The organism is Pseudomonas sp. F3-2 (genome assembly GCF_038804275.1).
In the GTDB taxonomy this organism is placed as follows: Bacteria; Pseudomonadota; Gammaproteobacteria; order Pseudomonadales; family Pseudomonadaceae; genus Aquipseudomonas.
Map to the genome: position 1 here is coordinate 2,686,809 of NZ_CP152388.1, position 24,564 is coordinate 2,711,372.

The window sequence follows — 24,564 nt, forward strand, 5'->3', positions numbered from 1 at the left end:
CGCGAGCACGCTTATTCCTGGAAAGGGCCAAACGGCTGCCGCCCGTGGCTCATCCCTCAATCATCTCCCGCACCTTGGCCGTCAGCTGATCGAACGCGAACGGTTTGGTGATCATCTGCATGCCGGTGTCGAGGAAACCGGCTCGGGCGCCGGCATTTTCGGCGTAACCGGTGATGAACAACACCTTCAGGTCCGCGCGCATCTGCCGGCCGATGTCGGCCAGCTGGCGCCCGTTCATGCCGGGCAGGCCTACGTCGCTGATCATCAGGTCGATGCGTTGGGACGATTCGAGAATCGGAATCGCGCCCACGGCGTCACCCGCCTCCAGATACGCATAACCCAACTCGCTGAGCACTTGACTCACCAACGCGCGCACGGCCGGGTCGTCTTCGACGATGAGGATCGTTTCACCTTCGCGCGCTTCGGTCGCAGTGGCGTGCTCGGTGGTTTCTTCAGCCTGGGTCTCGCCGCGAAAGCGTGGCAGGAACAACTGCACCGTGGTGCCGTTGCCGACCTGGCTTTCAATCGACACGTGCCCGTGTGACTGTTTGGTGAACCCATAGATCATCGACAGGCCCAGGCCGGTGCCCTGGCCAATCGGTTTGGTTGTGAAAAACGGATCGAATGCTCGGCTGATGACGTTTTCCGGCATGCCGCATCCGGTATCGGTCACGCTGAGCACCACATAGTCGCCCGGCAGCAGGTTTTCGTACGCATTGGTGAAGGTGCGGTCGAGCTTGCGGTTGAACGTCTCGATCATCAGCATGCCGCCGTCAGGCATCGCGTCCCGCGCGTTGAGCACCAGGTTGAGCAGGGCGCTCTCGAGCTGGTTGGGGTCGGCCTCGGCTGTCCACAATTGCGGATCCAGGCACATGTCCAGGCGGATGCTTTCGTTGACGCTGCGGTGTAGCAATTCACCCATGGAGTTGACCAGCTCGTTCATCTCCACCGGTTTGGAGTCCAGCGATTGTCGACGCGAGAACGCCAGCAGTCGGTGGGTCAGCGCGGCAGCACGGTTGGCCGACGTCACGCCGAGATCGATCAGGCCGTCCAGATCCTCCGTACGGCCCCGCGCCAGCCGGCGCCTGAGCAATTCCAGGCTGCCGATGATGCCGGTGAGCATGTTGTTGAAGTCGTGGGCGATGCCCCCGGTGAGCTGGCCCACGGCTTCCATTTTCTGCGACTGACGCAACACTTCCTCGTTATGGCGCAGCTGCGAGGTGCGCTCCTCGACTTGTTGTTCGAGGGTTTCATTGAGGCGGCGCAGCTGCTGCTCGGCCAGCTTTCGCTCGGTGATGTCCGAGGTCACGCCTGCCAACAGGCTGACCCGACCGTTGCGTGCCCGAATGGCCCGGGCGCGCACGTCGACCCAGTGCAGCGACCCATCGGGCCAGAGGTTGCGAAACTCGATGATGAAGTCGTCGCCGCTGTCCAGGCTGCGCTGCAGCGCCGACTGCATACGCGGCTGGTCTTCGGGGTACACCGAACCCAGCCAGTCGTGATAAGTGAATGGCGCGTGTTCGTCACGGCCGAAGTGGGTCTTGCTGATCGCCGAGCAATCGAGCTCGAAGAATTCTGCTTCCAGTTGCCACGAACCCAGCCGCCCGGCCTTGAGCGCATGCTGCAGACGCTGTTCGCTTTCGCGCAGGTCTTCCATGCGGCTGCGTGCCTCGTACTGGCGACGCCGGCCGCGCACGGCGGTGGTCACCAGACTCACCAGCGTGGCCGGGTGAAACGGGCGCTCGAGAAACGTCACGTTGCCCAGCAGTTTGCCCAGACGCGCCGAAGGATTCTGGTCCGGGCCGCCATGGTGCGTGAGCAGCACGATTGGCTGATCCGACCAGGCAGGCTGATTGGCAAGCAAGTCGAGCAGCGGGTTGATGTCGACCCCGCGCAGGGCTTCGTCGGCGATGATCGCCAGCCCCGCGCCGGAGATGAGTTCGCGGCACATGCCGCCCAGGTCGTGAGTGATGATGGCCGGGAATCCCGCTTCCTGCAGGATCATCAGGGCGATCTGGCTGTCCCTGCCGTGGGGGGCAAGGATGATTGCCCGCTCCGAGAGTTGTCCAGGTGTACTCACGCGTCCTCGTCCCGCAGCAGCGGATTGCTCTCGCCGAAATAATGAGGCACGCCGCGCAGTACGCCCTGGAACGCTTCCAGCGGTGCACCGATCTTCATACCGGCGCCGCTGATGCGGTATTCGCGAATGGTCGACTCATGGGTCCCCGTGCGTTTCTTGATGATGGAAATGGCTCGGCGCACCTTGCCCAATGCTTCGAAGTAACGCAACAGAATCACAGTGTCCGCCAGGTAGGTGATGTCCACCGGGGCGCGCATGTCGCCCACCAGGCCGTGCTGGGCCACGGTCATGAACGTGGAAGCGCCCTGACGGTTCAAGTAGAGCAGCAACTCGTGCATGTGCAGCACCAGCGCATTTTCTTCCGGCATCGCCGCCTGATAGCCGTTGAGGCTGTCGATGACCACGGTGCGGATCTGTTTTTCATCGACGCTGCGGCGTACCCGGTGAGAGAACTCACCCGGCGACAGCTCAGCCGCGTCGACCTGTTCGATCAGCAGGTTGCCGGTCTCTTGCAAGGCATGCAGATCGATCCCGACTTTTTTCATGCGCTCGAACAGCAGGCCCATTTCTTCGTCGAAAATGAACAGGCCGACACGTTCGCCGCGCAGCACGGCAGAGGCTGCGAAGACCAGCGATATCAAGGATTTGCCGGTACCGGCCGGGCCCAGGATCAGCGTGCTCGAGCCGCTGTCGATGCCGCCGCCCAGCAGGTCGTCCAGCTCCTGGATGCCACTGCTGATCGGCTGGCTGCCACGGGTCTTGCGGTGCTCGGCCGCGATCAGGCGGGGGAACACATGGACGCCGTCAGCGAGGATGGTGAAGTCGTGGTAGCCGCCGCGGTATTTCTGCCCGCGGTACTTCACCACGCGCAGACGACGACGTTCGGCGCCGTACGATGGCGTAAGTTCTTCCAGGCGAATGACGCCGTGGGCAACACTGTGGACGGTCTTGTCCAGCGACTCGGTGGTCAGATCGTCGAGCAGGACCACGGTCGCATCGTAGCGCGCGAAATAATGCTTGATCGCCAGAATCTGCCGGCGATAGCGCAACGAGCTCTGCGCCAGCAGGCGGATTTCCGAGAGGCTGTCGATGATCACGCGCGAAGGGCGGACCTGCTCGACGATTTCGAAAATCTGCTTGGTGGCCTCACCCAGTTCAAGGTCCGAGGAGTACAGCAGGCTTTGCTGATGCTCGGCATTGAGCAGGTCTTCAGGCGGCGTCAGCTCGAACACGACGATCTCTTCGTTCAGCTCCCAGCCATGGGACAGGGCACCTTCGCGCAGCTCGCGTTCGGTTTCAGAAAGTGTGATGTAGAGACAGCGTTCGCCCGCCGCCGCGCCTGCCAGCAGAAACTGCAGCGCAACGGTGGTTTTGCCGGTTCCGGGTTCTCCTTCGAGAAGAAATACATGACTGCGCGAAAGACCACCCGCAAGGATGTCGTCCAGGCCCACGATGCCGGTTGCCGCTTTTGATGTAGTCAAGTATCGCCCTCTTGCGACCTGAGAAAGGGTCGAGCGCCGATTCATCATCGCTCGCCCAGGCAGCGTTGATACCGGGATATTCCGGTTCTTTACCGCCAACACTCTGGACCGCCGGCATGGCCGACCGTTCAGTTTTTAAATGGCCGAATGCTGGCAAATCGAGGCAGTCGTGCTGCTTCGTTGTCCGGCAAATGGCGCAACCGTGGCCTGCGAGCGGCCTTGTCGGCTTGCTATAGTCGGGCGTCATGGAATTCAGCCCCGTCACTGCCCGATCAAGGATCATCATCGTGTCCGACTACAGCGCTTTCAAGGTCGAACTCAACGACCACATCGCTCATGTGCAAATCAATCGTCCAGAAAAGATCAACGCCATGAACGCGGCATTCTGGAGCGAGATTATCGACGTTTTCCAGTGGGTTGAAGACACTGACGAGATTCGGGTGGTCGTGCTCAGTGGCGCGGGCAAGCATTTTTCATCGGGCATCGACCTGATGTTGCTGGCCTCGGTGGCCAACGAACTGGGCAAGGATGTCGGGCGCAATGCGCGCCTGCTGCGCCGCAAGATCCTGCAGATGCAGGCGTCATTCAATGTGGTCGACCGCTGCAGCAAGCCGGTGCTGGCGGCCATTCAGGGCTATTGCATTGGCGGCGCCATCGATCTGATCAGCGCCTGCGACATGCGTTACGCGGCCGACGATGCGCTGTTTTCCATTCGTGAAATCGACATGGGCATGGCCGCCGATGTCGGCACCTTGCAGCGTCTGCCCCGTCTGATCGGCGACGGCATGATGCGCGAGATGGCCTACACCGGTCGTAACGTGGATGCGGCGGAAGCGCTGCGCATCGGTCTGGTCAACCGCACGTTCGCCGACACGCCTCTGTTGCTCGAAGGGGTGTTCGCGGTCGCACGGCAGATCGCTGCCAAATCGCCGATCGCCATCGGGGGCAGCAAGCGAATGATCGGTTACATGCGCGATCACAGTGTCGATGATGGCCTGGAATACGTTGCCACCTGGAACGCTGCCATGTTGCAATCGGCGGACCTGAAGCTGGCAATGGTCGCCCACATGGGCAAGCAGAAGCCGGTTTTCGACAATTGACCGATGATTTAGCATTCGCAGCGATCTGCCGTCTCTGAGCGCGGGGCCTGAGCCTTGCGCGGCGCAGGTCTGCTCACAAGAGGAGTTGCTTCATGACGCGCCCCAGGCGTTGGACCACCGCAGTGCTTGATGTCCAGGCGCCGGGCGGTTGGGCCGTGGTCCACAGTGATCAGGGTTTTCTGCTCGACGATAACGGGGTGATGTTCCCCCGTGAATGGCTCAAGCGCCAGGACCTGCCATTGATCAGTGAGCACGGCATTGGCCACTTCGATGGCGAACCGGTGTACGTGCTGGTGCTCAAGCATCCGGTGGAACTCGAAGGCATGCGCTGGCAGACGCTGCGTCAGTTCATGCTGGCCGACGACGCCGATATCTTCCAGACACTCGGTTACGCCGCGCAGATCAGCACTTGGGCCCGTGAACATCGTTTCTGCGGGAGTTGCGGGCAGCCGATGCAGCAAGTGCCGGGTGAGCGGGCGATGTACTGCAGCCATTGTGATCTGCGCGCCTATCCGCGGATTTCACCGAGCATGATCGTGCTGATCACCCGTGGCGATGAAGTGTTGCTGGCACGCTCGCCGCGCTTCGTGACGGGGGTCTACAGCACGCTGGCCGGGTTCGCCGAGCCGGGTGAGTCGGCCGAGGACTGCGTGCGTCGCGAGGTCATGGAGGAGGTGCAGCTCAAGGTCCGCAACATCCAGTACAAGGGCAGTCAGTGCTGGCCGTTTCCGCACTCGATGATGCTGGGCTTTCACGCCGAATACGACAGTGGCGAGATCGTCCCTCAGGCCGACGAGATCGAAGACGCGCAGTGGTTCAGCATCCACGACATGCCGCCGTTACCGGCCAGTCGTTCCATTGCGCGCTACCTGATCGATCTCTATCTTGCGCAGCGCTCAGGCGCCCCCGAACCAGTGCTGCCAGGCCAGGCGGACAGTTAAGCTGAGCACGACGGTGATGAACACAGGGCGGATGAATTTCGCGCCGCCCTGGATGGCCGTCCTGGCGCCCAGAAACGCCCCGACCATCAGCGCCGAGCCCATTGCCAGGCCGATGGCCCAGTCGACGGACCCGTTGATCGCGAAGATCGTCAGCGCTGCGGCATTGCTGACGAAGTTCATGCTGCGCGCCACGCCGCTGGCTTTCACCAGGTCGACCGGATACATCAGCAGCGTGCTGACGGTCCAGAACGCGCCCGTGCCGGGACCTGCCACGCCGTCGTAGAACCCCAGGCCCAGCCCTTGCGGCAGTTGCCACTTGGTGCTGATCGGCGCGTCGCTGTCCAGCGGCGCCTTGGGTGTTCCGCCAAACAGCAGGTACACGCCACAGCCAAACACGATCACCGGCAACATCTGGTTGAGCAGCTCGGCCGGCAGGTAGTGCGCGACCACGGCGCCGATCAGCGAGCCGACGGCGGTGCCGAGCAGGGCGCGCTTCCACTGTGCTGGATGGAACAGCTTGCGTCGGTAGAAGGTGAAACCTGCGGTGGCTGAACCGAAGGTCGAACTGAGTTTGTTGGTGCCCAGCACCAGGTGCGGCGGCAGGCCGGCGGTGAGCAGGGCAGGTGTGGTCAACAGCCCGCCACCGCCAGCGATGGCATCGATGAAACCGGCAACGAAGGCGACAAGGGCAAGCACCACCAGCGTGGTGAGGTCTACGGTGAGTTCGAACGGCATGACTGAGCTTACTTGGCAGACGGGCAGAATGGCTGCCCGGAAGCCCGGCATTCTACCCGTAAGCCGGCGCGTATTGCAGAGCGAATCCCGGTTTCAGGACGAACCCGTTACGTGCGCAAGGCCACGGGTTCGCGAGAGGCCGTATACGACGCACCTGCCTCGACCCTCAGACTGAGTCACTCTCGCATCCGTTGTTTCAGATATCGGACACCGTCACCCAGCGCATCTCGCTGGCGGCGACGCGGATGGCGGTTGCCAGCCTTTCTATCTCGAGGGCTTCGGCAAAGTCCGGTCCTTCGTTGCCTTGCCCGCACAGCGCCTGAATCAGAGCATGGACCTCCAGCGTTTTCAGTTCGTTGTAGCCCAACTGATGACCCGGCGCCGGGCAGAATGCGGCGTAGCCCGGCTGCGTCGGGCCGGCGAGAATGCGCTGAAAACCGTCGCACCCCGGCGCGCCCGGACGGTAGATTCGCAGCTCGTTCAGGCGCTCCTGATCGAACGCCAGCGTGCCCTGGGTTCCACTGATTTCAAAGCTCAGGTGATTCTTGTAACCGTGCTTGAGCCAGCTGCTGGCAAAGGTGCCTCGCGCGCCGCTGGCAAAGCGCAGCAGCGCGTACGTGTGGTCGTCGATGGCGATCGGCCACTGTTCCTGGCTGCCCCGGGTGGCGGGGCGCTGCCCGTGGACAGTTTGCGAGTCGGCGCATACCGCTTCGACGTCACCCAGCAGATAGCGCGCCATGGCCAGCAAGTGGCTGCCCAGATCGGCCAGCGCGCCGCCCGCATGCGCCTGCTCGCAGCGCCAGGACCAGGGCGACTGGGGATCACCCATGAAGTCTTCGCTGAATTCGCCTTGAAAACTGATGATTTGGCCCAGTTCGCCGTCTTCGATCATTTGGCGGGCCAGACCGATCATGGGATTGTGCTGATAGTTGTAGCCGACGCGGGTCACCACCCCGGCCGATTGCGCCGCGCGGTGCATCTGCCGGGCTTGCTCGAGGCTCACGGCCAGAGGCTTTTCGCAATACACCGCTTTGCCTGCCTCAAGGGCGGCCATCGCCATGGGGAAGTGCAAATGGTTAGGCGTGGTGATTGCCACCAGCTGCACGCCCGGATCGCTGATCAGTTGCTGCCAGTCGGCATGGCTGTGATCAAATCCCCAGGACTGCGCGCAGTGTTCGGCGCGAGCGGCGTCGGCATCGGCCAGTGCGGTGAGCCTGAGGTTGACGGGCAGCTCGAAGGTGGTGCGGGCGTTGTGAAAGGCCAGTGCATGGGCACGACCCATGAATCCGGTGCCGATCAGGCCGACCCCCAGATCCGGAAGCGATGATGCGCGCATAACAGCGATCCTTGATGGCATGTTGTTGTGCGGAAAATGTATTCGCCCATGAGAATGAATGGAATCTTTATTCCATCAGAAAGGCCTCAGATTCACCTCACTGCAAGAGCGGCTTGCAATTGAGCAGGCTTGAAAAACGGTGGAAGTAAGCGCGCTCACTTCCACGACGAACCGTCAGCGCTGTCGCATCGCGTTCAGGACAGGAAACCGCCATCCACGTTCAGTGCCACGCCGGTGGTGTAGCTCGACGCATCGCTTGCCAGATACAGCACCGCGCCGGCCATCTCGCTCGGGTCGGCGATGCGTTTGAGGGGAATCTGGGCCAGCGCGGTGTTGAGGATTTTCTCGTTGCTGACCAGCGCAGAGGCGAACTTGGTGTCCGTCAGGCCCGGCAGCAGGGCATTGCAGCGGATGCCGAATGACGCGCATTCCTTGGCGAACACCTTGGTCATGTTGATCACGGCGGCCTTGGTGACCGAATAGATGCCCTGAAACACGCCGGGGGAAACGCCGTTGATCGACGCCACATTGATGATGCTGCCGCCGCCGTGCTCCCGCATCAGCTTGCCGGCTTCCACCGACATGAAGAAGTAGCCGCGAATGTTGACGTCGACAGTCTTCTGAAAGGCGCCCAGGTCGGTGTCCAGCACGTTGCAGAACTGCGGATTGGTCGCAGCGTTGTTGACCAGAATGTCGAGGCGTCCGAACTGTTCCTTGATCTGGGCGAAAACCCCAGTGATCTGCTCCATCTCGCCGATATGGCAGGCAATCGGCGTCGCCTTGCCCCCTTCGGCGATGATGGCGTCGGCGACCTGCTGGCAGCCTTCGATCTTGCGGCTGGAAACGATGACATGGGCGCCTTGCTGCGCGAGCAGTCTGGCGATGGCTTCGCCGATGCCGCGGCTGGCGCCGGAGACGAAAGCGATCTTGCCATCTAGGTCGAACAGTTGAGTCTTGGACATGGTGTCTTCCTTATCGTGTCGCAAACGGAATCAGAGGCTGGAACGGTCGATCACTTGCAGCGCCATGCGTTCCAGCAGCGTGTTCATGTGGATGAACTGAGCGAACCGCTTGTCCTGGGTCTGGCCATGGAAAAACCGGTAGTAGATCTGCTGGACGATACCGGCCAGACGGAACAGCCCGTAGGTGTAGTAAAAGTCGAAATTGTCGATGCGCATGCCCGAGCGCTCGGCGTAATAGGCCACGAAGCCGGCGCGGGTCAACATGCCCGGCGCGTGACTGGGCTGGCGTCGCATCAGTTGCACGGGCGCCGGGTCATCGGCCTGAATCCAGTACGCCAGGCTGTTGCCCAGATCCATCAGCGGATCGCCCAGCGTGGTCAGCTCCCAGTCCAGCACGCCGATGATCTGCATCGGGTTGCCGGGGTCGAGGATGACGTTGTCGAAGCGATAGTCGTTGTGCACCAGGCTTGAGACGGGGTGATCGGCGGGCTTTTTATCGTCCAGCCAGCGGGCCACCTTCTCCCAGCTCGGCGCATCCGCTGTGCGCGCCTTGTCATAACGCTCGGTCCAGCCACGGATCTGCCGCTCGACATAGCCCTGCGGCTTGCCGAGATCGCCCAGGCCGCAGGCGTTGTAATCGACCTGATGCAGATCGACCAGCTTGTCGATGAAGCTTTTGCACAGCGCTTCGGTCTGGTTGGCGTCAAGGTTGAGTTCGGCAGGAAGCTCCGAGCGCAGGATGATGCCTTCGACGCGCTCCATGACATAGAACTCGGCACCGATCACCGAGTCGTCGGTGCAATGCAAATAGGCTTTGGGGCAGTAAGGGAAGGCATCACGCAGCTGGTTGAGAATCCGGAATTCGCGGCCCATGTCGTGGGCGCTTCTGGCCTTGTGGCCGAACGGCGGGCGACGCAGGACGAACTCCCGCTCCGGGTATTTCAACAGGTACGTCAGGTTGGAAGCGCCGCCGGGAAACTGGCTGATCTGCGCGCTGCCCGTCAGGCCGGGAATGTGTGATTTGAGGTAGGGGTCGATCAGGGCGGCGTCCAGCTCTTCGCCGGATCGAACCTGGGTGGACTGGTCAGTTAGCGCCATGCTTATCCCTGCTGTTTATTCTGGAAGGCGATGATCATTGACTAATCTAATGCGCGCCGTGCGCCTCGAACAAGCCGGATGCGGCCTTATTGGCGAGCGTGTTACAGGCTGATCAGTGGCCTTGATCACCGCCGCGCACAAATCCCGGCGCAAAAAAAACCGAAGCGGCAACGCTTCGGTTCAGTGGGCAAAAGCGCGGTCCGGGCGGGAGCGCGCTCATTGCACTTACGAGGGGAACAGTTCGCTCAGTTTCATCGCCAGCATCATGTCGCCTTCGGCGCGCAGCTTGCCGGCCATGAAAGCCTGCATGCCGTCGGTCTCACCGCTGACGATCCCTTGCAGGGTTTCGCCATCCATGACCAGGGTCACTTGTGCATCAGGGTTTTCGCCTTCCTGCAGGTCGCAGGTCTTGTCTTTGACGATCAGCGAGAAGTTTTTGGTTTCGTCGATACGGAAACCAAAAACCAGGTCCAGGCCCGCAGCGGCATCCGGGTTGAACTTGGCTTTCATGGCTTGTACGGCGTCGGCTACGGAGGTCATGGTGTCATCCTTTATTTGTGTGATTGCTGGCACCTTGCGGGTGCGATAGGCCGGGCTCAGCGGTAGGTGATGAGCTCCGGCGCCTTCATCAGTTGCAAATGCGCGTGACTGTTGAAGGAAGCCAGGGTCACCTCGCGACCGCGAAACCGGAGCTGGTTGAGCGAGGTGTTGACGATTTGCCAGTTGAGCTCGAATGCATGGGTTGCGGGCATTCGGGTGATCAGGTGGAGCAGGGCGGTGATGGTTCCGCCCGAGGTAAAAACGGCAATGCGGTCGTTGGCGGCGGCGCTGTCGAGAATGCTCTCAAGGCCACTGCGGACCTGGGCGACGAAGGCCAGCCAGCTCTGCAGGGCAGGCGTGTCATGTTCGCCCCCCAGCCAGCGGCCGATGATCAGCGCGAACAGGCGCTGGAATTCGGCGCGGTTGTGCGCGGCGTTGCGCATGACCTCCAGTGCCTCGGGCTCGTCCGGCAGCATCGCGGGCAGCAGCGCGCGAATCACGCCTTCAGCGTCGAATTCGTTGAAGGCTGAGTCGATTTCCAGAGCGGGGGTTTCAAGGCCGGCTGCGTCGAGCTGGGCGAGGGCGGTTTCGGCGGTGTGGCGTTGACGAAACAGGCTTCCCGACACGCAGCGATCGAATGTCAGCCCCAACTGGGCCAGATGCGTGCCGAGGACTTCGGCCTGGCGATAACCGGTGGGCGACAAGACGTCGTAATCGTCTGCACCAAAGGAGGCCTGGCCATGTCGTATCAGATAGATGCTGCCCACGTCCGCGTCATCCCGGCACGTTGAAAGTGTTGGGAGGTTATGAGGAGGGTGCGGGGTCTGTCAATGAAAAAACATACGCTTGTTTGAATTGGCCGTTGGCCTGCGTTTTGCCTCGTCTCGCTGGCTCGACGCAGGGCGCGCCGGTATGCTTGATCCGTTCGCGATTCTGTACGGACCTTACATAAAGGTTCTGACGTGTAGGTAAGGAGTTTCTGTGGAGTTCATGTTCGATTACGCCAGCTTTCTGGCAAAAACCGTCACCGTGGTGATTGCGATCGTCGTGGTGCTGGTGGTCATCGGCTCGCTGCGCGGCCGCGGTCGGCGCGGTGGCGGCGGTCAGTTGCATGTGACCAGGCTCAACGATTTCTACAAGGGCCTGCGTGACCGCCTGGAAGGTTCGCTGCTCGACAAGGCCCGACTCAAGGCGCTGCGCAAGGCACAGGCGAAGGACCTGAAGAAGGAAAAGAAACAGGCTGACAACAAGCCACGTGTTTACGTACTGGATTTCGATGGCGACATCAAAGCCTCTGCCACCGAAAGCATGCGTCATGAAATCACTGCACTGCTGACCCTGGCCACCGACAAGGACGAAGTGGTGCTGCGTCTGGAAAGCGGTGGCGGCATGGTGCACAGCTACGGCCTGGCGTCTTCGCAATTGGCCCGCATCCGGCAGGCAGGCATTCCGTTGACGATCTGCATCGACAAGGTGGCGGCCAGCGGCGGCTACATGATGGCGTGTATCGGCAATCGCATCATCAGCGCGCCCTTCGCGGTGCTGGGTTCCATCGGCGTGGTTGCGCAGTTGCCTAACGTCAACCGGCTGCTGAAGAAGCACGACATCGATTTCGAGGTGCTGACCGCCGGCGAGTACAAGCGCACGCTGACGGTCTTTGGCGAAAACACTGAGAAAGGCCGCGAGAAGTTTCAGCAGGATCTGGACATCACTCACGAGCTGTTCAAGAACTTCGTCGCCAGCTACCGCCCTCAGCTGCAGATCGATGAAGTGGCCACCGGCGAAGTCTGGCTGGGCATGGCGGCCAAGGACAAACAACTCGTGGATGAACTGAAGACCAGCGACGAGTACCTGTCCGAGAAGGCCAAATCTGCCGACGTCTTCCATCTGCATTACGCCGAACGCAAGAGCCTGCAAGAGCGCGTCGGCCTCGCGGCAAGTGGGTCGGTCGACCGGCTGGTGACAGGCTGGTGGAGCAAGCTGACGCAACAGCGGTTTTGGTAAAGGAACGGGTCTGGACGATCTGAACGGATTTGCACGATCGGAATGTTTTGCCCGGATCCGACGGGATCTGCAGGAGCGTGGCTTGTCCCGCGACGCGGTGTGTCAGCCTCGATCCGGATAGATGACCGAATGTGATCGCGGGCAAGCGCGCTCCTACAGGGGTTGTGCGTCGTTGGCACACTTGTGGGAGTGAGCTTGCTCACGAAAGCGCCGGTATGACCGCTGCATTTTCAGCGGCTGAATTCGGTGTTCGCGGGCAAACGCCCTTTTACAGGTGCACGAAAAAGCCCCGGTTTCTCACGAAACCGGGGCTTTTTTGTGGGCTCTGGATCAGCGCCGGATCAACGGCGACGGAACAAGGGCAAAGGCTCGTCGGTGGCTGCCTGATACGTCACCGAAAAGTCCCGCAGACTTGCCAGCGCTTCGTACGGGTCTTTGTCCGCACGAATGGCGAAGGCATCGAAGCCACAGCGATGCAGGTAGAACAACTGATCGCGCAGCACGTCGCCGATCGCGCGCAGTTCGCCTTTGTAGCCGTAGCGATCGCGCAGCAGGCGAGCGTTGGAGTAGCTGCGTCCATCGGTGAATGCCGGGAAGTTCAGGGCGATGACCTGGAACTGATTGGCGTCGTCACCGATTTCTTCGGCTTCTTCATCGCTGTCCAGCCAGACACCCAGGCCACCATCACGTGCTTTCAGCGCATGGCCGTGCTCGCGCCACAGAGCCAGTGGCACGATCAGGTCGTCGCAGTTCGACAGGCTGCCGAACTCGGTGTCCTTGGGCAACAGGTGCCAGGTTTCGTCGATGACTTCGTTGTTCTTAATGATTCGCTGCATAGACGCGCTCCTTGAAAGGGTCGATGCCGATACGCTGGTAAGTGTCGATGAAGCGCTCGTCCTCGTTGCGTTTCTCAACGTAGACATTGATCAGCATCTCGATCACGTCCGGCATGGCGTCCTGTGCGAAGGATGGGCCAAGGATCTTGCCCAGGCTTGCGTCCCGGCTGGCGCTGCCGCCAAGGGACACCTGGTAGAACTCTTCACCTTTCTTGTCCACGCCCAGAATGCCGATATGGCCGACGTGGTGGTGGCCGCAGGCGTTCATGCAGCCGGAAATGTTCAGGTCCAGTTCGCCGATGTCGAACAGGTAGTCCAGATCGTCGAAGCGGCGCTGGATCGATTCGGCGATCGGGATCGATTTGGCGTTGGCGAGCGAGCAGAAATCGCCGCCCGGGCAGCAGATGATGTCAGTCAGCAGGCCGATGTTCGGCGTCGCGAAACCTTGCTCGCGCAGCTCGCCCCACATCGTGAAGAGCTGGCTCTGCTCGACGTCGGCCAGAATGATGTTCTGCTCGTGGGAGGTGCGCAGCTGGCCGAAACTGTAGCGGTCGGCCAGATCGGCGATGCCGTCCAGTTGCTTGTCGGTGACGTCGCCCGGGGCAACACCGGTCGGCTTGAGCGACAGCGTCACGGCAGCGTAGCCGGGCTTCTTGTGCGCCAGCACGTTGCGCGAGCGCCAGCGGGCAAAACCCGGATGCTCTTTGTCGAGCTGGGCGAGTTCGGCGCTGTAGTCGGCCAGCGCCTTGTACTCGGGATCGACGAAGTGTTTGGCGACACGATGCACTTCGGCTTCGGTCAGGGTGGTCTGGCCGCCACGCAGGTGGGCCATTTCCGCCTCGACCTTCTCGGCGAAGACTTCAGGGGTGAGCGCCTTGACCAGGATCTTGATCCGCGCCTTGTACTTGTTGTCGCGACGACCGTAGCGGTTGTACACGCGCAGGATGGCGTCCAGGTAGCTCAGCAGATCCTGCCACGGCAGGAACTCGTTGATGAACGCACCGACGACCGGCGTACGACCCAGACCACCGCCCACCAGCACGCGGAAGCCAAGTTCGCCAGCGGCGTTCTTGACCGGCTCCAGGCCAATGTCATGGACTTCGATGGCGGCGCGGTCGGACGTGGAACCGTTGATCGCGATCTTGAACTTGCGCGGCAGGTAGGCGAATTCCGGGTGGAATGTCGTCCACTGACGCACGATCTCACACCATGGGCGCGGGTCAACCAGCTCATCGGCGGCGACGCCGGCAAACTGGTCCGTGGTGACGTTGCGCAGGCAGTTACCGCTGGTCTGGATCGCGTGCATCTGCACGGTGGCCAGTTCAGCGAGAATATCGGGAATGTCTTCCAGCGCCGGCCAGTTGAACTGCACGTTCTGGCGGGTACTGATGTGGGCGTAGCCCTTGTCGTAGTCGCGGGCGATTTTCGCCAGCATGCGAGTCTGGCGCGACGTCAGTTGACCGTAAGGCACGGCCACGCGAAGCATCGGGGCGAAACGCTGGATGTATAGGCCGTTTTGCAGGCGAAGCGGGCGGAACTCTTCTTCGCTGAGCTCGCCGGCCAGATAGCGGCGGGTCTGGTCGCGGAACTGCTTGACGCGGTCCTCGATGATCCGCTGATCGTACTCGTCGTATACGTACATGGTGGTCCTGTTCTCAGGCGGTTCACTGCTGCTTAGACGGCCCGAAGCAGGCGATGCGTTGTCGCAAGGTTTCAGGCCGCTGAACAAATCTGCGCGCACGGTCGCGCAGCCCCAAAAGGAGCCGGGGGAGGTTACCAGTTTGCGGATATGCGCAAAAGTGATGTTTGAATATAAGTAAATAACTGAAAGTGCTAAGCACTTCATCGGCTATTCATGACCCCACTTGTGGTGAGGGAAAGGGTCAACTTTACTCTGGCAATGGCTGCGGTCAACCGTCCGCCGCTTGCTCCATCTGCAATCACCAATAAGAACTGACAAGAGGCGATGCAATGAGTAACAACCACCCTAAAGTTGCCAAGTCCGACAGCCACGTGGATGCCTGGGCGATTCTCTTCATCATTATTCTCGTCGTGGGTGCTGCGGTTTTCTGGGTCAGTCACCAGTAATACAGGCACTTTGCCTTCAAGTCGGGTACACAATCCCCGACGGCTGCCGATAGGATAGGAGCGGGTCTGGTTTTTACAGACCTGCCGAGTGTTCTTTGGCGTAAGGCGGGGTGTCCATGATCAAGTTTTTCAATGGCTGCCTCCTTTTACTGGTGTGGGGGATGTGGTCGAGCGGCGCGTGCGCGGCGTCGGTGGTTTTCCTTAATCCGGGCTCGGCACCGGACCCTTATTGGTCAAGCTATTCACGGTTCATGCAGACGGCTGCCGACCGGCTTGGCATGCGCCTGAAAATTCACTACACCAACCGCGACACCCGCGCCTTGCTCACGCTGGCGCGCCAGACGCTGTCGGGGCCCGAGCGGCCGGACTACCTGGTGTTCTCCAACGAGCTGAACGTGGCTCCGGAAATCCTGCGGCTTTCCGTGGGCAGCGGGGTTCGGTTGCTGGCGGTCAACAATACCTTCACGGCGGACCAACTGAGCATCCTGGGCGATCTTGCCGTTCGCTACCCTGACTTTCTCGGCAGCCTGGTCGCCAACGACGAGGAGGGCGGTTATCGGGTCGCCCGGCAACTGATCGAGGCACAGTCACTCGCAGCGCCCGGCAAACCTGTCGAAATGCTCGCCTTCTCCGGGACCAACAGCACGCCGGTTTCGCTGCAACGCGAGCGTGGCCTGTACCGGGCGCTCGCCGAATACCCTCACGTGCGCCTGCGCCAGATCGTGCTGGGCGGCTGGCGTCGTGATCGCGCCCATGAACAGGCGCAGGTGCTGCTCAAGCGTTACCCGGGCACCCGCGTGATCTGGACGGCCAGCGATCAGATGGCATTCGGGGTGATGGATGCCATTCGCGAAACCGGCCAGCAGCCTGGAAAGGACGTTCTGCTCGGGACGATCAACGATTCGACGGCCGCGTTGCAGGCGCAACGGGACGGCCTGTTGAACGTGGTGGTCGGTGGCCACTTCACGTTGGGTGGCTGGGCGCTCGTGCTGCTGCATGATTACGACGAGGCCGAGCCCTCGGCGCGCCAGCGCATCGGCAACTGGCGGGTGAGCGCGATGCAGGTCAGGGAGCGCAAGGACGCCGCGTTTTACATCCGGGCCAATCAGCGCGACGACTACGACATTGACGTGCGTCAGTTTACCGAAGGCCGCAGTCCCGCCGGTGTGGGCTATCCCTTCGTGAAAGCCGGACCTCGGGACTGACGCCGATCTGGCTCAGCGACTTGCGAAAAACAGCACCAGTTGCACGATGCCCAGCAGGGCCAGCGCGAAGAAGGCCGTGAAGGCAACGCCAAGCAGGATGAAGTGCACCGGCTTGCCATGACTGAAATCCCGCGCACGATTGCGCTGGCTCTGAACGCCAAAGGCCGCGGCCATGACGCTGTGCAGCATCTGCCAGAAGGTTGGCGGCGTGCCGTCGTCAGGCGTCGGGGAAGGGGCTTCGTTCGGTTTGTCCATGACATCCTCCAGACCACCGTGGAAGGTCTGCAGGAAGGATAGTCGTAAATCGGTGAGAGCCTGCGGTGGCGCTTGCCCGACCGTGCAGCGTCAGCGGGCGCTGAATCACTGACACGACCCTGTCGCGGGCAAACGCTCCTGCAGGTTGATCAGTCCATTGGCTTACTCGTCATAGCCCAGATTCGGCGCCAGCCAGCGCTCGGTGACGCGCATTTCCTGACCTTTGCGGGCGTTGTAGCTTTCGACCTGGTCCTTGTCGACCTTGCCCACTGCGAAGTATTGCGCCTGAGGGTGAGCGAAGTACCAACCGCTGACGGCGGCGGCCGGGAACATTGCGTAGTGCTCGGTGAGGAACACGCCGCTGATGCCTGGCTTGCCGTCGCCCTGGGTCGGGTCCAGCAGGTCGAACAACACGCCTTTCTCGGTGTGATCCGGGCAGGCCGGATAGCCGGGAGCAGGGCGGATGCCAACGTACTTTTCCTTGATCAGGTCTTCGTTGTTCAACTGCTCGTCGGTTGCGTAGGCCCAGTACTCTTTACGCACCTGCTGGTGCAGCCATTCGGCGCAGGCTTCGGCCAGACGGTCGGCGAGTGCCTTGACCATGATCGCGTTGTAATCGTCGCCCTTGTCCTGATACGCCTTGGACACTTCCTCGGCACCGATGCCGGCGGTGGTGATGAAGCCGCCCACATAATCGGTCACGCCGCTGTCTCGGGGCGCGACGAAGTCGGCCAGCGAGAAGTTCGGCTTGCCGTCGGTCTTGATGATCTGCTGGCGCAAGTGATGCAGTTTCGCCAGCGGCTGGCCGTCGTCGTCGAACAGCTGAATGTCATCGTGATCGACCTGATTGGCAGGCCAGAAACCGAACACTGCCCGGCTGCGGATCAGCTTCTCGTCGATCAGCTTGCGCAGCAGCTCTTGCGCGTCGTTGAACAGCGACGTCGCCGCTTCACCGACGACTTCATCGGTGAGGATGCGCGGGTATTTGCCCGCCAGATCCCAGGAAATGAAGAACGGCGTCCAGTCGATGTAGTCGACCAGCACGTTCAGGTCGATGTCTTCCAGCACCTTCACACCGGTGAAGGTCGGCTTGACCGGCGCGTAGGAGGCCCAGTCGAACTGCGGTTTCTTGGCGATGGCCGCGCTGTAGCTCAGGCGTTCGGTGCGTGCGCTGCGCGCCGAGGTGCGTTCGCGCACTTCGACGTATTCGGCGCGGGTCTTCTCGATGAATCCGGCTTTGAGCTCCTTGGACAGCAACTGGGTCGCCACGCCCACCGCGCGCGAGGCGTCGGTGACGTAGATGACGCCGTCGTTGCTGTATTTCGGCTCGATTTTCACCGCCGTATGGGCCTTGGACGTCGTCGCACCGCCAATCATCAGCGGCAGGCTGAAGTTCTGCCGCTGCATTTCCCGGGCGACGTGGACCATTTCGTCCAGCGACGGCGTGATCAGGCCGGACAGGCCGATGATGTCGCACTTCTCGTCTCTGGCCACCTGCAGGATCTTCTCCGCCGGCACCATCACGCCCAGGTCGACGATGTCGTAGCCGTTACAGCCCAGCACCACGCCGACGATGTTCTTGCCGATGTCGTGCACGTCGCCCTTGACCGTGGCCATCAGAATCTTGCCCTTGGCTTCCGGCTTGTCGCCTTTCTCCGCTTCGATGAACGGGATCAGGTGGGCCACGGCCTGCTTCATCACGCGAGCGGATTTGACCACCTGCGGCAGGAACATCTTGCCCGAGCCGAACAGGTCGCCGACCACGTTCATGCCGGCCATCAGCGGCCCTTCGATGACTTCGATCGGGCGCGTGAAGGTCAGGCGCGACGCCTCGGTGTCTTCCACGATATGGGTGGTGATGCCCTTGACCAGAGCGTGCTTGAGCCGCTCGTTGACCTCCCAGCCGCGCCATTCTTCGGTTTCGGCTTCCTTGACCGAGCCATCGCCCTTGAACTTGTCGGCGATGGCGAGCAGCGCGTCCGTACCATTGGGCGTGCGATTAAGCACCACGTCCTCGACGGCATCGCGCAGTTCCTTCGGAATCTCGTCGTAGATTTCCAGTTGACCGGCGTTGACGATACCCATGGTCAGCCCGGCGCGGATCGCGTACAGCAGGAACACCGAGTGGATGGCCTCGCGAACCGGGTTGTTGCCACGGAACGAAAACGACACGTTGGACACGCCGCCGGAGGTCAGCGCATACGGCAGCTCGTCGCGGATGTAGGCGCAGGCGTTGATGAAATCGACCGCGTAGTTGTTGTGTTCCTCAATGCCGGTGGCGACGGCGAAGATGTTCGGGTCGAAGATGATGTCTTCCGGCGGGAAGCCGACTTCGTTGACCAGAATGTCGTAGGAGCGTTTGCAGATTTCCTTCTTGCGCGCTTCGGTGTCGGCCTGGCCGGCTTCGTCGAAGGCCATGACCACCACTGCCGCGCCGTAGCGCTTGCACAACCTGGCGTGATGAATGAACTGCTCGACGCCTTCTTTCATGCTGATCGAGTTGACGATGCCCTTGCCCTGAATGCACTTGAGGCCGGCCTCGATCACTTCCCATTTGGAGGAGTCGATCATGATCGGGACGCGGGAAATGTCCGGCTCACCGGCGATCAGATTGAGGAAGGTCACCATGGCCTTCTTCGAATCCAGCATGCCCTCGTCCATGTTGATGTCGATCACCTGAGCACCGGCCTCGACCTGTTGCAGGGCGACTTCCAAGGCTTCGGTGTAGTTGTCTTCGCGGATCAGGCGGGCGAAGCGGGCGGAGCCGGTGATGTTGGTGCGCTCGCCGACGTTGACGAACAACGACTGGCGATCGATGGTGAACGGCTCCAGGCCCGACAGTCGGCAGGCTTTGGGGATGTCCGGAATGGCGCGCGGCGCGTACCGGGCAACGGCGTTGGCGATGGCCTTGATGTGCGCAGGCGTGGTCCCGCAGCAGCCGCCGACGATGTTCAGGAAGCCGCTTTGCGCGAACTCTTCGACGACCTTGGCCATCTCCGCCGGGCTCTCGTCGTACTCACCGAACTCGTTCGGCAAGCCGGCGTTCGGGTGTGCCGAGACGTGGGTGTCAGCCTTGTTCGACAGCTCTTCCAGATACGGCCGCAGCTCGCTGGCACCCAGCGCGCAGTTCAGGCCGACCGAAAGTGGACTGGCGTGACGCACCGAATTCCAGAAGGCTTCGGTGGTCTGGCCCGACAGCGTACGGCCCGAGGCGTCGGTGATGGTGCCGGAGATCATGATCGGCAATTGATGGCCGATTTCGTCGAACACACCCTGCACGGCGAAGATCGCGGCCTTGGCGTTCAGCGTGTCGAAGATGGTTTCGATGAGGATCATGTCCGCACCGCCTTCGATCAGGCCGCGGGTCGCCTCGGTGTAGTTCTCGACCAGCTCGTCGAAGGTAACGTTACGATAGCCGGGGTTGTTCACATCCGGAGACAGCGAGCAGGTGCGGCTGGTCGGGCCGAGCACGCCGGCGACGAAACGCGGCTTGTCCGGCGTTTCGAGGGTTTTTGCATCGGCCACTTTGCGCGCCAGCCGGGCGCCTTCCACGTTCAGTTCGTAGACCAGCGCTTCCATGCCGTAATCGGCCTGGGACACCTGGGTGGCGTTGAAGGTATTGGTTTCGAGGATGTCGGCGCCGGCGTCCAGGTACTCTTTTTCGATCGCGCCGATCACGTCCGGACGGGTCAGGATGAGCAGGTCATTGTTGCCCTTGACGTCGCTGGGCCAGTCGGCGAAACGCTTGCCGCGATAGTCTTCTTCCTCCAGTCGATAGCTCTGGATCATGGTGCCCATGCCGCCATCGAGAATCAGAATCCGCTCTTTGAGAGCCTGCTGGAGTGCTTGAAGACGCGCGCTGCGATCTGACATGAAGGTTACCCGGATGAAAAAGTACGAAATAGGGTGTCGCTGAAAAGTGCGAAATAATAGCAAACCTGTACCGTTTTTAAACCGTTACCGGATTTACATGAATTCTGCTCATGTTGATATCGGTTCGCCACGGGTAGAATTGACGGGTTTTTTATTTTCAGGACGCCCGTTCCATGTTGCATCGCTTGTTCGCCCTGTGTGTGGGTCTGTTGTCATGCGGTGCAGCGCTGGCGCAATCGCCCACCGCTTCCCCGGCCATTTCCTACAGCCGGGACATCCAGCCGATCTTTACCGAGAAGTGTGTCGCCTGCCATGCGTGCAACGATGCGGCGTGCCAGTTGAACCTGGGCAGCGCGGAAGGCGTGTCGCGCGGGGCGTCCAAAGTGCCGGTGTATCAGGGCGATCGCAGTCAGGCAGTGGCGCCGACGCGGATCTTCTACGACGCACAAGGCCCTGATGCCTGGCGCAGGAAGGGCTTTTATTCGGTGCTCGACGGGCAGAGCAATCAGGCCGCGCTGATGGCGAAGATGCTCGAACTTGGCCACAGCGCGCCCCTGGTGCCCAACGCCAGACTGCCTGACGACATCGTGTTGGGGCTCAATCGCGAAAACATGTGCCCGCTGCCGCAGGAATTCGAAGGTTACGCCAGGTCGCATCCGGGGCAGGGCATGCCGCTGGCAGTGACCGGGCTGACCGACGCCCAGTACACGACCTTGCAGAGCTGGCTGGCGCAGGGCGCACCGGTGGAACAGACGCCGGTGCAGCCAAGCGCTGGCGAGGCGGCGCAGATCAATGAATGGGAAAACCTGTTCAACCGGCCAGGCTCCACCGAAGCACTGGTGGCGCGCTGGCTCTACGAGCACCTGTTTCTTGCGCACATCTACTTTACCGACGGTGAGCAGGGGCATTTCTTCCAGTGGGTACGTTCGCGCACGCCCAGTGGCCAGCCTGTGGATCTCATTGCCACCCGGCGTCCCGATGACGACCCCGGCACGACGTTTTACTACCGCTTGATGCCGGTGCAAGGCGTGATCGTGCACAAGACCCATATCACCTACCCGATGGGCCCGCAGAAACTGGCGAGGGTCAAGCAGCTGTTCTACAGCGGCAACTGGCACGCCACGGAATTGCCAGGCTATGGGCCGCAACGCCGCGCCAATCCATTCGATACGTTCAAGGAAATTCCTGCGGTCGCGCGTTACCAGTTCATGCTGGACAACGCCGAATACTTCGTGCGCACGTTCATCCGCGGCCCTGTGTGCCGGGGACAGATCGCCACCGATGTGATCCGCGATCACTTCTGGGCCTTGTTCCAGGAGCCGGCACACGACCGCTACATCACCGATGCCGCTTACCGGGCCAAGGCCACGCCGTTGCTGGCGATGCCGGGGCAGAACGACGATGTCGGCAGCGTCCTCAGCCTCTGGCACGACTACCGTGACAAGCGCAACGAGTACGAGGATCTGCGCAGCGACGCCTACGCGCACATGCCGCCGCCCGGTTGGGCCACGCTGTGGGCCGGCAACGACAACGCCTTGCTGACCATCTTCCGTCACTTCGACAGCGCCACCGTCAACAAAGGGCTGATCGGCGACCTGCCGACCACCGTGTGGCTGTTCGACTACCCGCTGCTGGAGCGCACGTATTATCAGTTGGTGGTGAACTTCGACGTGTACGGCAACGTGTCTCACCAAGTGCAGACGCGGTTGTATTTCGACCTGATCCGCAACGGCGCCGAAGTCAATTTCCTGCGTCTGATGCCGGCCGACAAACGCGACGACATCCTCGGCAGCTGGTACCAGAACAGTGGCAAAGTGAAGATGTGGCTGGATTACCAGGCCATCGATAACGACACGCCAACCGGCATGAAGCTGGACGAGGAACACCCCAAGCGGGATTTCGAACGCAAGCTGATCGAGCGCGCGGGCACGTTGAACGTCACGCCCGATCCGATCAACCGCTGCAGCGGCGCCTATTGTTCGCGCAAAGGGCTGGACCCGGTTTTCAGTGAGGTCGAGCAGACGCTCAGCCGGCTGGCTTCACGACCTGCGGCAGGCCTGAAGGTCATCAATCAGTTGCCTGAGGCGACGATGCTGCGCATTCAGGATGGCAGCGGCAAACGGATTGTCTACAGCATGCTGCGCAACCGCGCCCACGCTAACGTGGCGTTTCTGCTCGGCGAGGTTTATCGCTATCAGCCGGGGCTGGACACGCTGACGATCTACCCGGGCGTGCTCAGCAGCTACCCCAACTTCATCTTCAATGTCCCGGCCAGTGAGGTCAGCGCGTTCGTCGACGCCATGGAGCAGGCCCGGAACGACAAGCCTGCGTTCGATCGCATCGTCCAGCGTTGGGGTGTGCGCCGCAGCCATCCGCTGTTCTGGACGTACTTTCACGACTTGGACCGCTATATCCAGGAGACAGAGCCGCAGGAGGCGGGGGTGCTGGATATGAATCGGTATGAGAATCTGTGATTCGCAGGACCTGGCGCTCTGTGATCACTCGCTCGCGAAAGTAAGTCAACGGTCTATAACGCCCCCTTCGATCAGCGGCGTAACAGCGGACACCTTCCCGGCCGAAGCCGGTCCTACGAAAAGCTTGCGGCGCCTGTGGGAACGGCTTAAGCGGATCCTACGAAAAAGCCTGCGACGTTGTAGGACCGGCTTCAGCCGGGAAGAGGCAGGTGCAGGCTGTCGAGGTGCATGGGTTGAGAATTCGCCTTCGCAAGCCCGCTCATGCCCACAGATTTTTCATGCCTGACCCAACCTCCGCATCGTCCCGCGGGTACGAGGCGAAACTGGAAAACCCTTGTAAAACATGGCGTGCAGCCATTATGCAGCCCGTCAGGCCTGCCGAACCTTTTGCCCAATCCTGACTCGGACCCTGTGAGTCGTCCCGCCAGCATGGCCCTTTTCGAGGTCCGGGATCGTGGGTCAAACCAGAGTAAGCAAGAGGTTGCAGATGTTGATTTCGGTTCAAGCCCTGCGGGCACTCGCCGCGTGGGCCGTTGTGTGTCACCACTTCATGCAGATTTTTTTCGACTTCCACCCCAGCGGCCCGATCGGCCGGTTTTTTACTGAAAAAGGCGCCGTCGGCGTCGACATCTTCTTCGTCATCAGCGGTCTGGTCATCTACCTGTCGACGGTCGACAAGGACATTCCGGCCAGCCGCTTCATGCTCAATCGCCTGATCCGGATCGTCCCCGCGTACTGGCTTTACACGCTGGTCATGGGGTTGTTGGTGGTGGTGGCGCATCCGCTGCTGCCTCATCAGGTCGTCGACTGGCAGAGCTTCATCCTCTCGCTGCTGTTCATTCCTTCGGAAAACCCGGGTGGTTACGGCCTGTATCCCACGTTGAACGTCGGCTGGACGTTGAATTACGAGATGTTGTTCTACGTGCTGTTCTCCATGGTGTTCCTGTTCCAGCAGCGTCTGCGCCCCCTGATCATCGCGGCTGCGCTGTTCGCGGTGACCGACGTGCTGGGTCGCTCAGGGCTGATCAGCCGTTTCTATGCCAACGATATCGTTTATGAATTCCTGTTGGGCATCGGCATCGGGGTAATCTACCGCCGTGGCTGGATCACCGAGCGACTCTGGCTGCCACTGCTGGCGATCGGCGGCGCGCTGCTGACGATCAAACAGCTGCCGCCGGACCTGCGCATCGTTAACTGGGGCCTGCCCAGTGCGGTGATCGTGGTGGCCTGTATTTCGCTGGAGCCGTACTTGCGCGGCAGTCGTCTCTTGAAAATCATGGGCGACTGCTCATATTCGGTGTATCTGCTCCATGTGCTGGTGCTTTATGGCGGTTGGCTGGCCAGCGAGCGCTATGGTTTCGATCCCTACGCGGTGTTCGCCGTCTGTGTGCCGGTGATCGCACTGGGCTCCTGGCTGAGCTACGAGTGGATCGAAAAAGGTTTGTACCGCCGAATGAAAGCCTGGCTGGACGGCAGGAGGGGAGTGAAGGAAGCGGTGCTTTCCTGATCTTTACCTGACCAGAATAGTAGGGCTTTGTCAGGCGCCGTCGATTGGC

18 protein-coding genes are annotated in these 24,564 nt (G+C 61.3%); 6 read left to right on the forward strand and 12 right to left on the reverse strand.

Annotated elements, in window-relative coordinates:
- Positions 1-49: 49 nt before the first annotated feature.
- Both AAGQ88_RS12420 and AAGQ88_RS12425 read right to left on the reverse strand, forming a co-directional pair.
- Positions 50-2,080 (reverse strand): response regulator, encoded by a 2,031-nt coding sequence (locus AAGQ88_RS12420; protein WP_342655520.1) that lies wholly within the window; start codon positions 2,078-2,080, stop codon positions 50-52.
- Positions 2,077-3,606 carry an ATPase domain-containing protein gene (locus tag AAGQ88_RS12425; RefSeq protein WP_342655793.1) on the reverse strand — a complete coding sequence of 510 codons (1,530 nt, stop codon included), beginning with the start codon at positions 3,604-3,606 and terminating at the stop codon, positions 2,077-2,079. Before AAGQ88_RS12425 ends, AAGQ88_RS12420 begins: the two co-directional genes overlap by 4 nt.
- A 242-nt stretch (positions 3,607-3,848) precedes the next feature.
- On the opposite strand from AAGQ88_RS12425, the gene AAGQ88_RS12430 reads away from it, so the two are divergent.
- Positions 3,849-4,661 carry a crotonase/enoyl-CoA hydratase family protein gene (locus AAGQ88_RS12430; protein ID WP_342655521.1) on the forward strand — a complete coding sequence of 271 codons (813 nt, stop codon included), beginning with the start codon at positions 3,849-3,851 and terminating at the stop codon, positions 4,659-4,661.
- Positions 4,662-4,753: 92 nt separating this feature from the next.
- Positions 4,754-5,602 (forward strand): NAD(+) diphosphatase, encoded by an 849-nt coding sequence (gene nudC, locus AAGQ88_RS12435; protein ID WP_285423959.1) that lies wholly within the window; start codon positions 4,754-4,756, stop codon positions 5,600-5,602.
- Here the strand turns inward: nudC and AAGQ88_RS12440 are convergent.
- From AAGQ88_RS12440 to AAGQ88_RS12465, 6 genes are all read right to left on the reverse strand, one after another.
- Positions 5,558-6,337 carry a TSUP family transporter gene (locus AAGQ88_RS12440; RefSeq protein ID WP_342655522.1) on the reverse strand — a complete coding sequence of 260 codons (780 nt, stop codon included), beginning with the start codon at positions 6,335-6,337 and terminating at the stop codon, positions 5,558-5,560. The genes nudC and AAGQ88_RS12440 overlap by 45 nt on opposite strands.
- Before the next feature lie 196 nt (positions 6,338-6,533).
- Complete coding sequence (locus AAGQ88_RS12445; protein WP_342655523.1) at positions 6,534-7,673, reverse strand: Gfo/Idh/MocA family oxidoreductase; 1,140 nt, start codon at positions 7,671-7,673, stop codon at positions 6,534-6,536.
- A 194-nt stretch (positions 7,674-7,867) separates the two neighbouring features.
- Positions 7,868-8,635: an SDR family oxidoreductase gene (locus AAGQ88_RS12450; RefSeq protein ID WP_342655524.1), complete on the reverse strand. Its 768-nt coding sequence runs from the start codon at positions 8,633-8,635 to the stop codon at positions 7,868-7,870.
- Between the two features lie 30 nt (positions 8,636-8,665).
- Positions 8,666-9,733, reverse strand: coding sequence for a phosphotransferase family protein (locus AAGQ88_RS12455; protein WP_342655525.1), 1,068 nt, complete (start codon positions 9,731-9,733; stop codon positions 8,666-8,668).
- 225 nt (positions 9,734-9,958) lie between these two features.
- Positions 9,959-10,273 carry an SCP2 sterol-binding domain-containing protein gene (locus tag AAGQ88_RS12460; RefSeq protein WP_285423955.1) on the reverse strand — a complete coding sequence of 105 codons (315 nt, stop codon included), beginning with the start codon at positions 10,271-10,273 and terminating at the stop codon, positions 9,959-9,961.
- Between the two features lie 56 nt (positions 10,274-10,329).
- On the reverse strand, positions 10,330-11,040 hold the full coding sequence (locus AAGQ88_RS12465; RefSeq protein ID WP_342655526.1) for a histidine phosphatase family protein: 711 nt from the start codon (positions 11,038-11,040) through the stop codon (positions 10,330-10,332).
- 214 nt (positions 11,041-11,254) lie between these two features.
- On the opposite strand from AAGQ88_RS12465, the gene sohB reads away from it, so the two are divergent.
- Entirely contained in the window at positions 11,255-12,277 is a 1,023-nt protein-coding gene (sohB, locus tag AAGQ88_RS12470) for a protease SohB (protein ID WP_342655527.1), read from the forward strand.
- Positions 12,278-12,618: 341 nt separating this feature from the next.
- On the opposite strand, the gene AAGQ88_RS12475 is transcribed toward sohB, so the two are convergent.
- Positions 12,619-13,113: a DUF934 domain-containing protein gene (locus AAGQ88_RS12475; protein ID WP_342655528.1), complete on the reverse strand. Its 495-nt coding sequence runs from the start codon at positions 13,111-13,113 to the stop codon at positions 12,619-12,621.
- Entirely contained in the window at positions 13,097-14,755 is a 1,659-nt protein-coding gene (locus tag AAGQ88_RS12480; protein ID WP_342655529.1) for a nitrite/sulfite reductase, read from the reverse strand. The genes AAGQ88_RS12475 and AAGQ88_RS12480 overlap by 17 nt, the downstream gene beginning before the upstream one ends.
- Before the next feature lie 562 nt (positions 14,756-15,317).
- On the opposite strand from AAGQ88_RS12480, the gene AAGQ88_RS12485 reads away from it, so the two are divergent.
- Positions 15,318-16,406 (forward strand): ABC transporter substrate-binding protein, encoded by a 1,089-nt coding sequence (locus tag AAGQ88_RS12485; protein ID WP_342655530.1) that lies wholly within the window; start codon positions 15,318-15,320, stop codon positions 16,404-16,406.
- Positions 16,407-16,418: 12 nt separating this feature from the next.
- On the opposite strand, the gene AAGQ88_RS12490 is transcribed toward AAGQ88_RS12485, so the two are convergent.
- Entirely contained in the window at positions 16,419-16,661 is a 243-nt protein-coding gene (locus AAGQ88_RS12490) for a DUF2970 domain-containing protein (protein ID WP_342655531.1), read from the reverse strand.
- 162 nt (positions 16,662-16,823) lie between these two features.
- Positions 16,824-20,534, reverse strand: coding sequence for a methionine synthase (gene metH, locus AAGQ88_RS12495; protein ID WP_342655532.1), 3,711 nt, complete (start codon positions 20,532-20,534; stop codon positions 16,824-16,826).
- A gap of 173 nt (positions 20,535-20,707) precedes the next feature.
- Between metH and AAGQ88_RS12500 the strand changes: the two genes are divergently transcribed.
- Both AAGQ88_RS12500 and AAGQ88_RS12505 read left to right on the forward strand, forming a co-directional pair.
- Positions 20,708-23,008 (forward strand): fatty acid cis/trans isomerase, encoded by a 2,301-nt coding sequence (locus AAGQ88_RS12500; RefSeq protein ID WP_342655533.1) that lies wholly within the window; start codon positions 20,708-20,710, stop codon positions 23,006-23,008.
- 487 nt (positions 23,009-23,495) lie between these two features.
- Positions 23,496-24,515: an acyltransferase gene (locus AAGQ88_RS12505; protein WP_342655534.1), complete on the forward strand. Its 1,020-nt coding sequence runs from the start codon at positions 23,496-23,498 to the stop codon at positions 24,513-24,515.
- Positions 24,516-24,564: the final 49 nt, after the last annotated feature.

Coding starts and splice junctions, on each gene's coding strand:
- AAGQ88_RS12425 (WP_342655793.1), bottom strand. CDS start 3,606: ATGAATCGGCGCTCGACCCTTTCTCAGGTCGCAAGAGGGCGATACTTG.
- nudC (WP_285423959.1), top strand. CDS start 4,754: ATGACGCGCCCCAGGCGTTGGACCACCGCAGTGCTTGATGTCCAGGCG.
- AAGQ88_RS12440 (WP_342655522.1), bottom strand. CDS start 6,337: ATGCCGTTCGAACTCACCGTAGACCTCACCACGCTGGTGGTGCTTGCC.
- AAGQ88_RS12445 (WP_342655523.1), bottom strand. CDS start 7,673: ATGCGCGCATCATCGCTTCCGGATCTGGGGGTCGGCCTGATCGGCACC.
- AAGQ88_RS12450 (WP_342655524.1), bottom strand. CDS start 8,635: ATGTCCAAGACTCAACTGTTCGACCTAGATGGCAAGATCGCTTTCGTC.
- AAGQ88_RS12455 (WP_342655525.1), bottom strand. CDS start 9,733: ATGGCGCTAACTGACCAGTCCACCCAGGTTCGATCCGGCGAAGAGCTG.
- AAGQ88_RS12460 (WP_285423955.1), bottom strand. CDS start 10,273: ATGACCTCCGTAGCCGACGCCGTACAAGCCATGAAAGCCAAGTTCAAC.
- AAGQ88_RS12475 (WP_342655528.1), bottom strand. CDS start 13,113: ATGCAGCGAATCATTAAGAACAACGAAGTCATCGACGAAACCTGGCAC.
- AAGQ88_RS12480 (WP_342655529.1), bottom strand. CDS start 14,755: ATGTACGTATACGACGAGTACGATCAGCGGATCATCGAGGACCGCGTC.
- AAGQ88_RS12485 (WP_342655530.1), top strand. CDS start 15,318: ATGATCAAGTTTTTCAATGGCTGCCTCCTTTTACTGGTGTGGGGGATG.
- AAGQ88_RS12490 (WP_342655531.1), bottom strand. CDS start 16,661: ATGGACAAACCGAACGAAGCCCCTTCCCCGACGCCTGACGACGGCACG.
- metH (WP_342655532.1), bottom strand. CDS start 20,534: ATGTCAGATCGCAGCGCGCGTCTTCAAGCACTCCAGCAGGCTCTCAAA.
- AAGQ88_RS12500 (WP_342655533.1), top strand. CDS start 20,708: ATGTTGCATCGCTTGTTCGCCCTGTGTGTGGGTCTGTTGTCATGCGGT.
- AAGQ88_RS12505 (WP_342655534.1), top strand. CDS start 23,496: ATGTTGATTTCGGTTCAAGCCCTGCGGGCACTCGCCGCGTGGGCCGTT.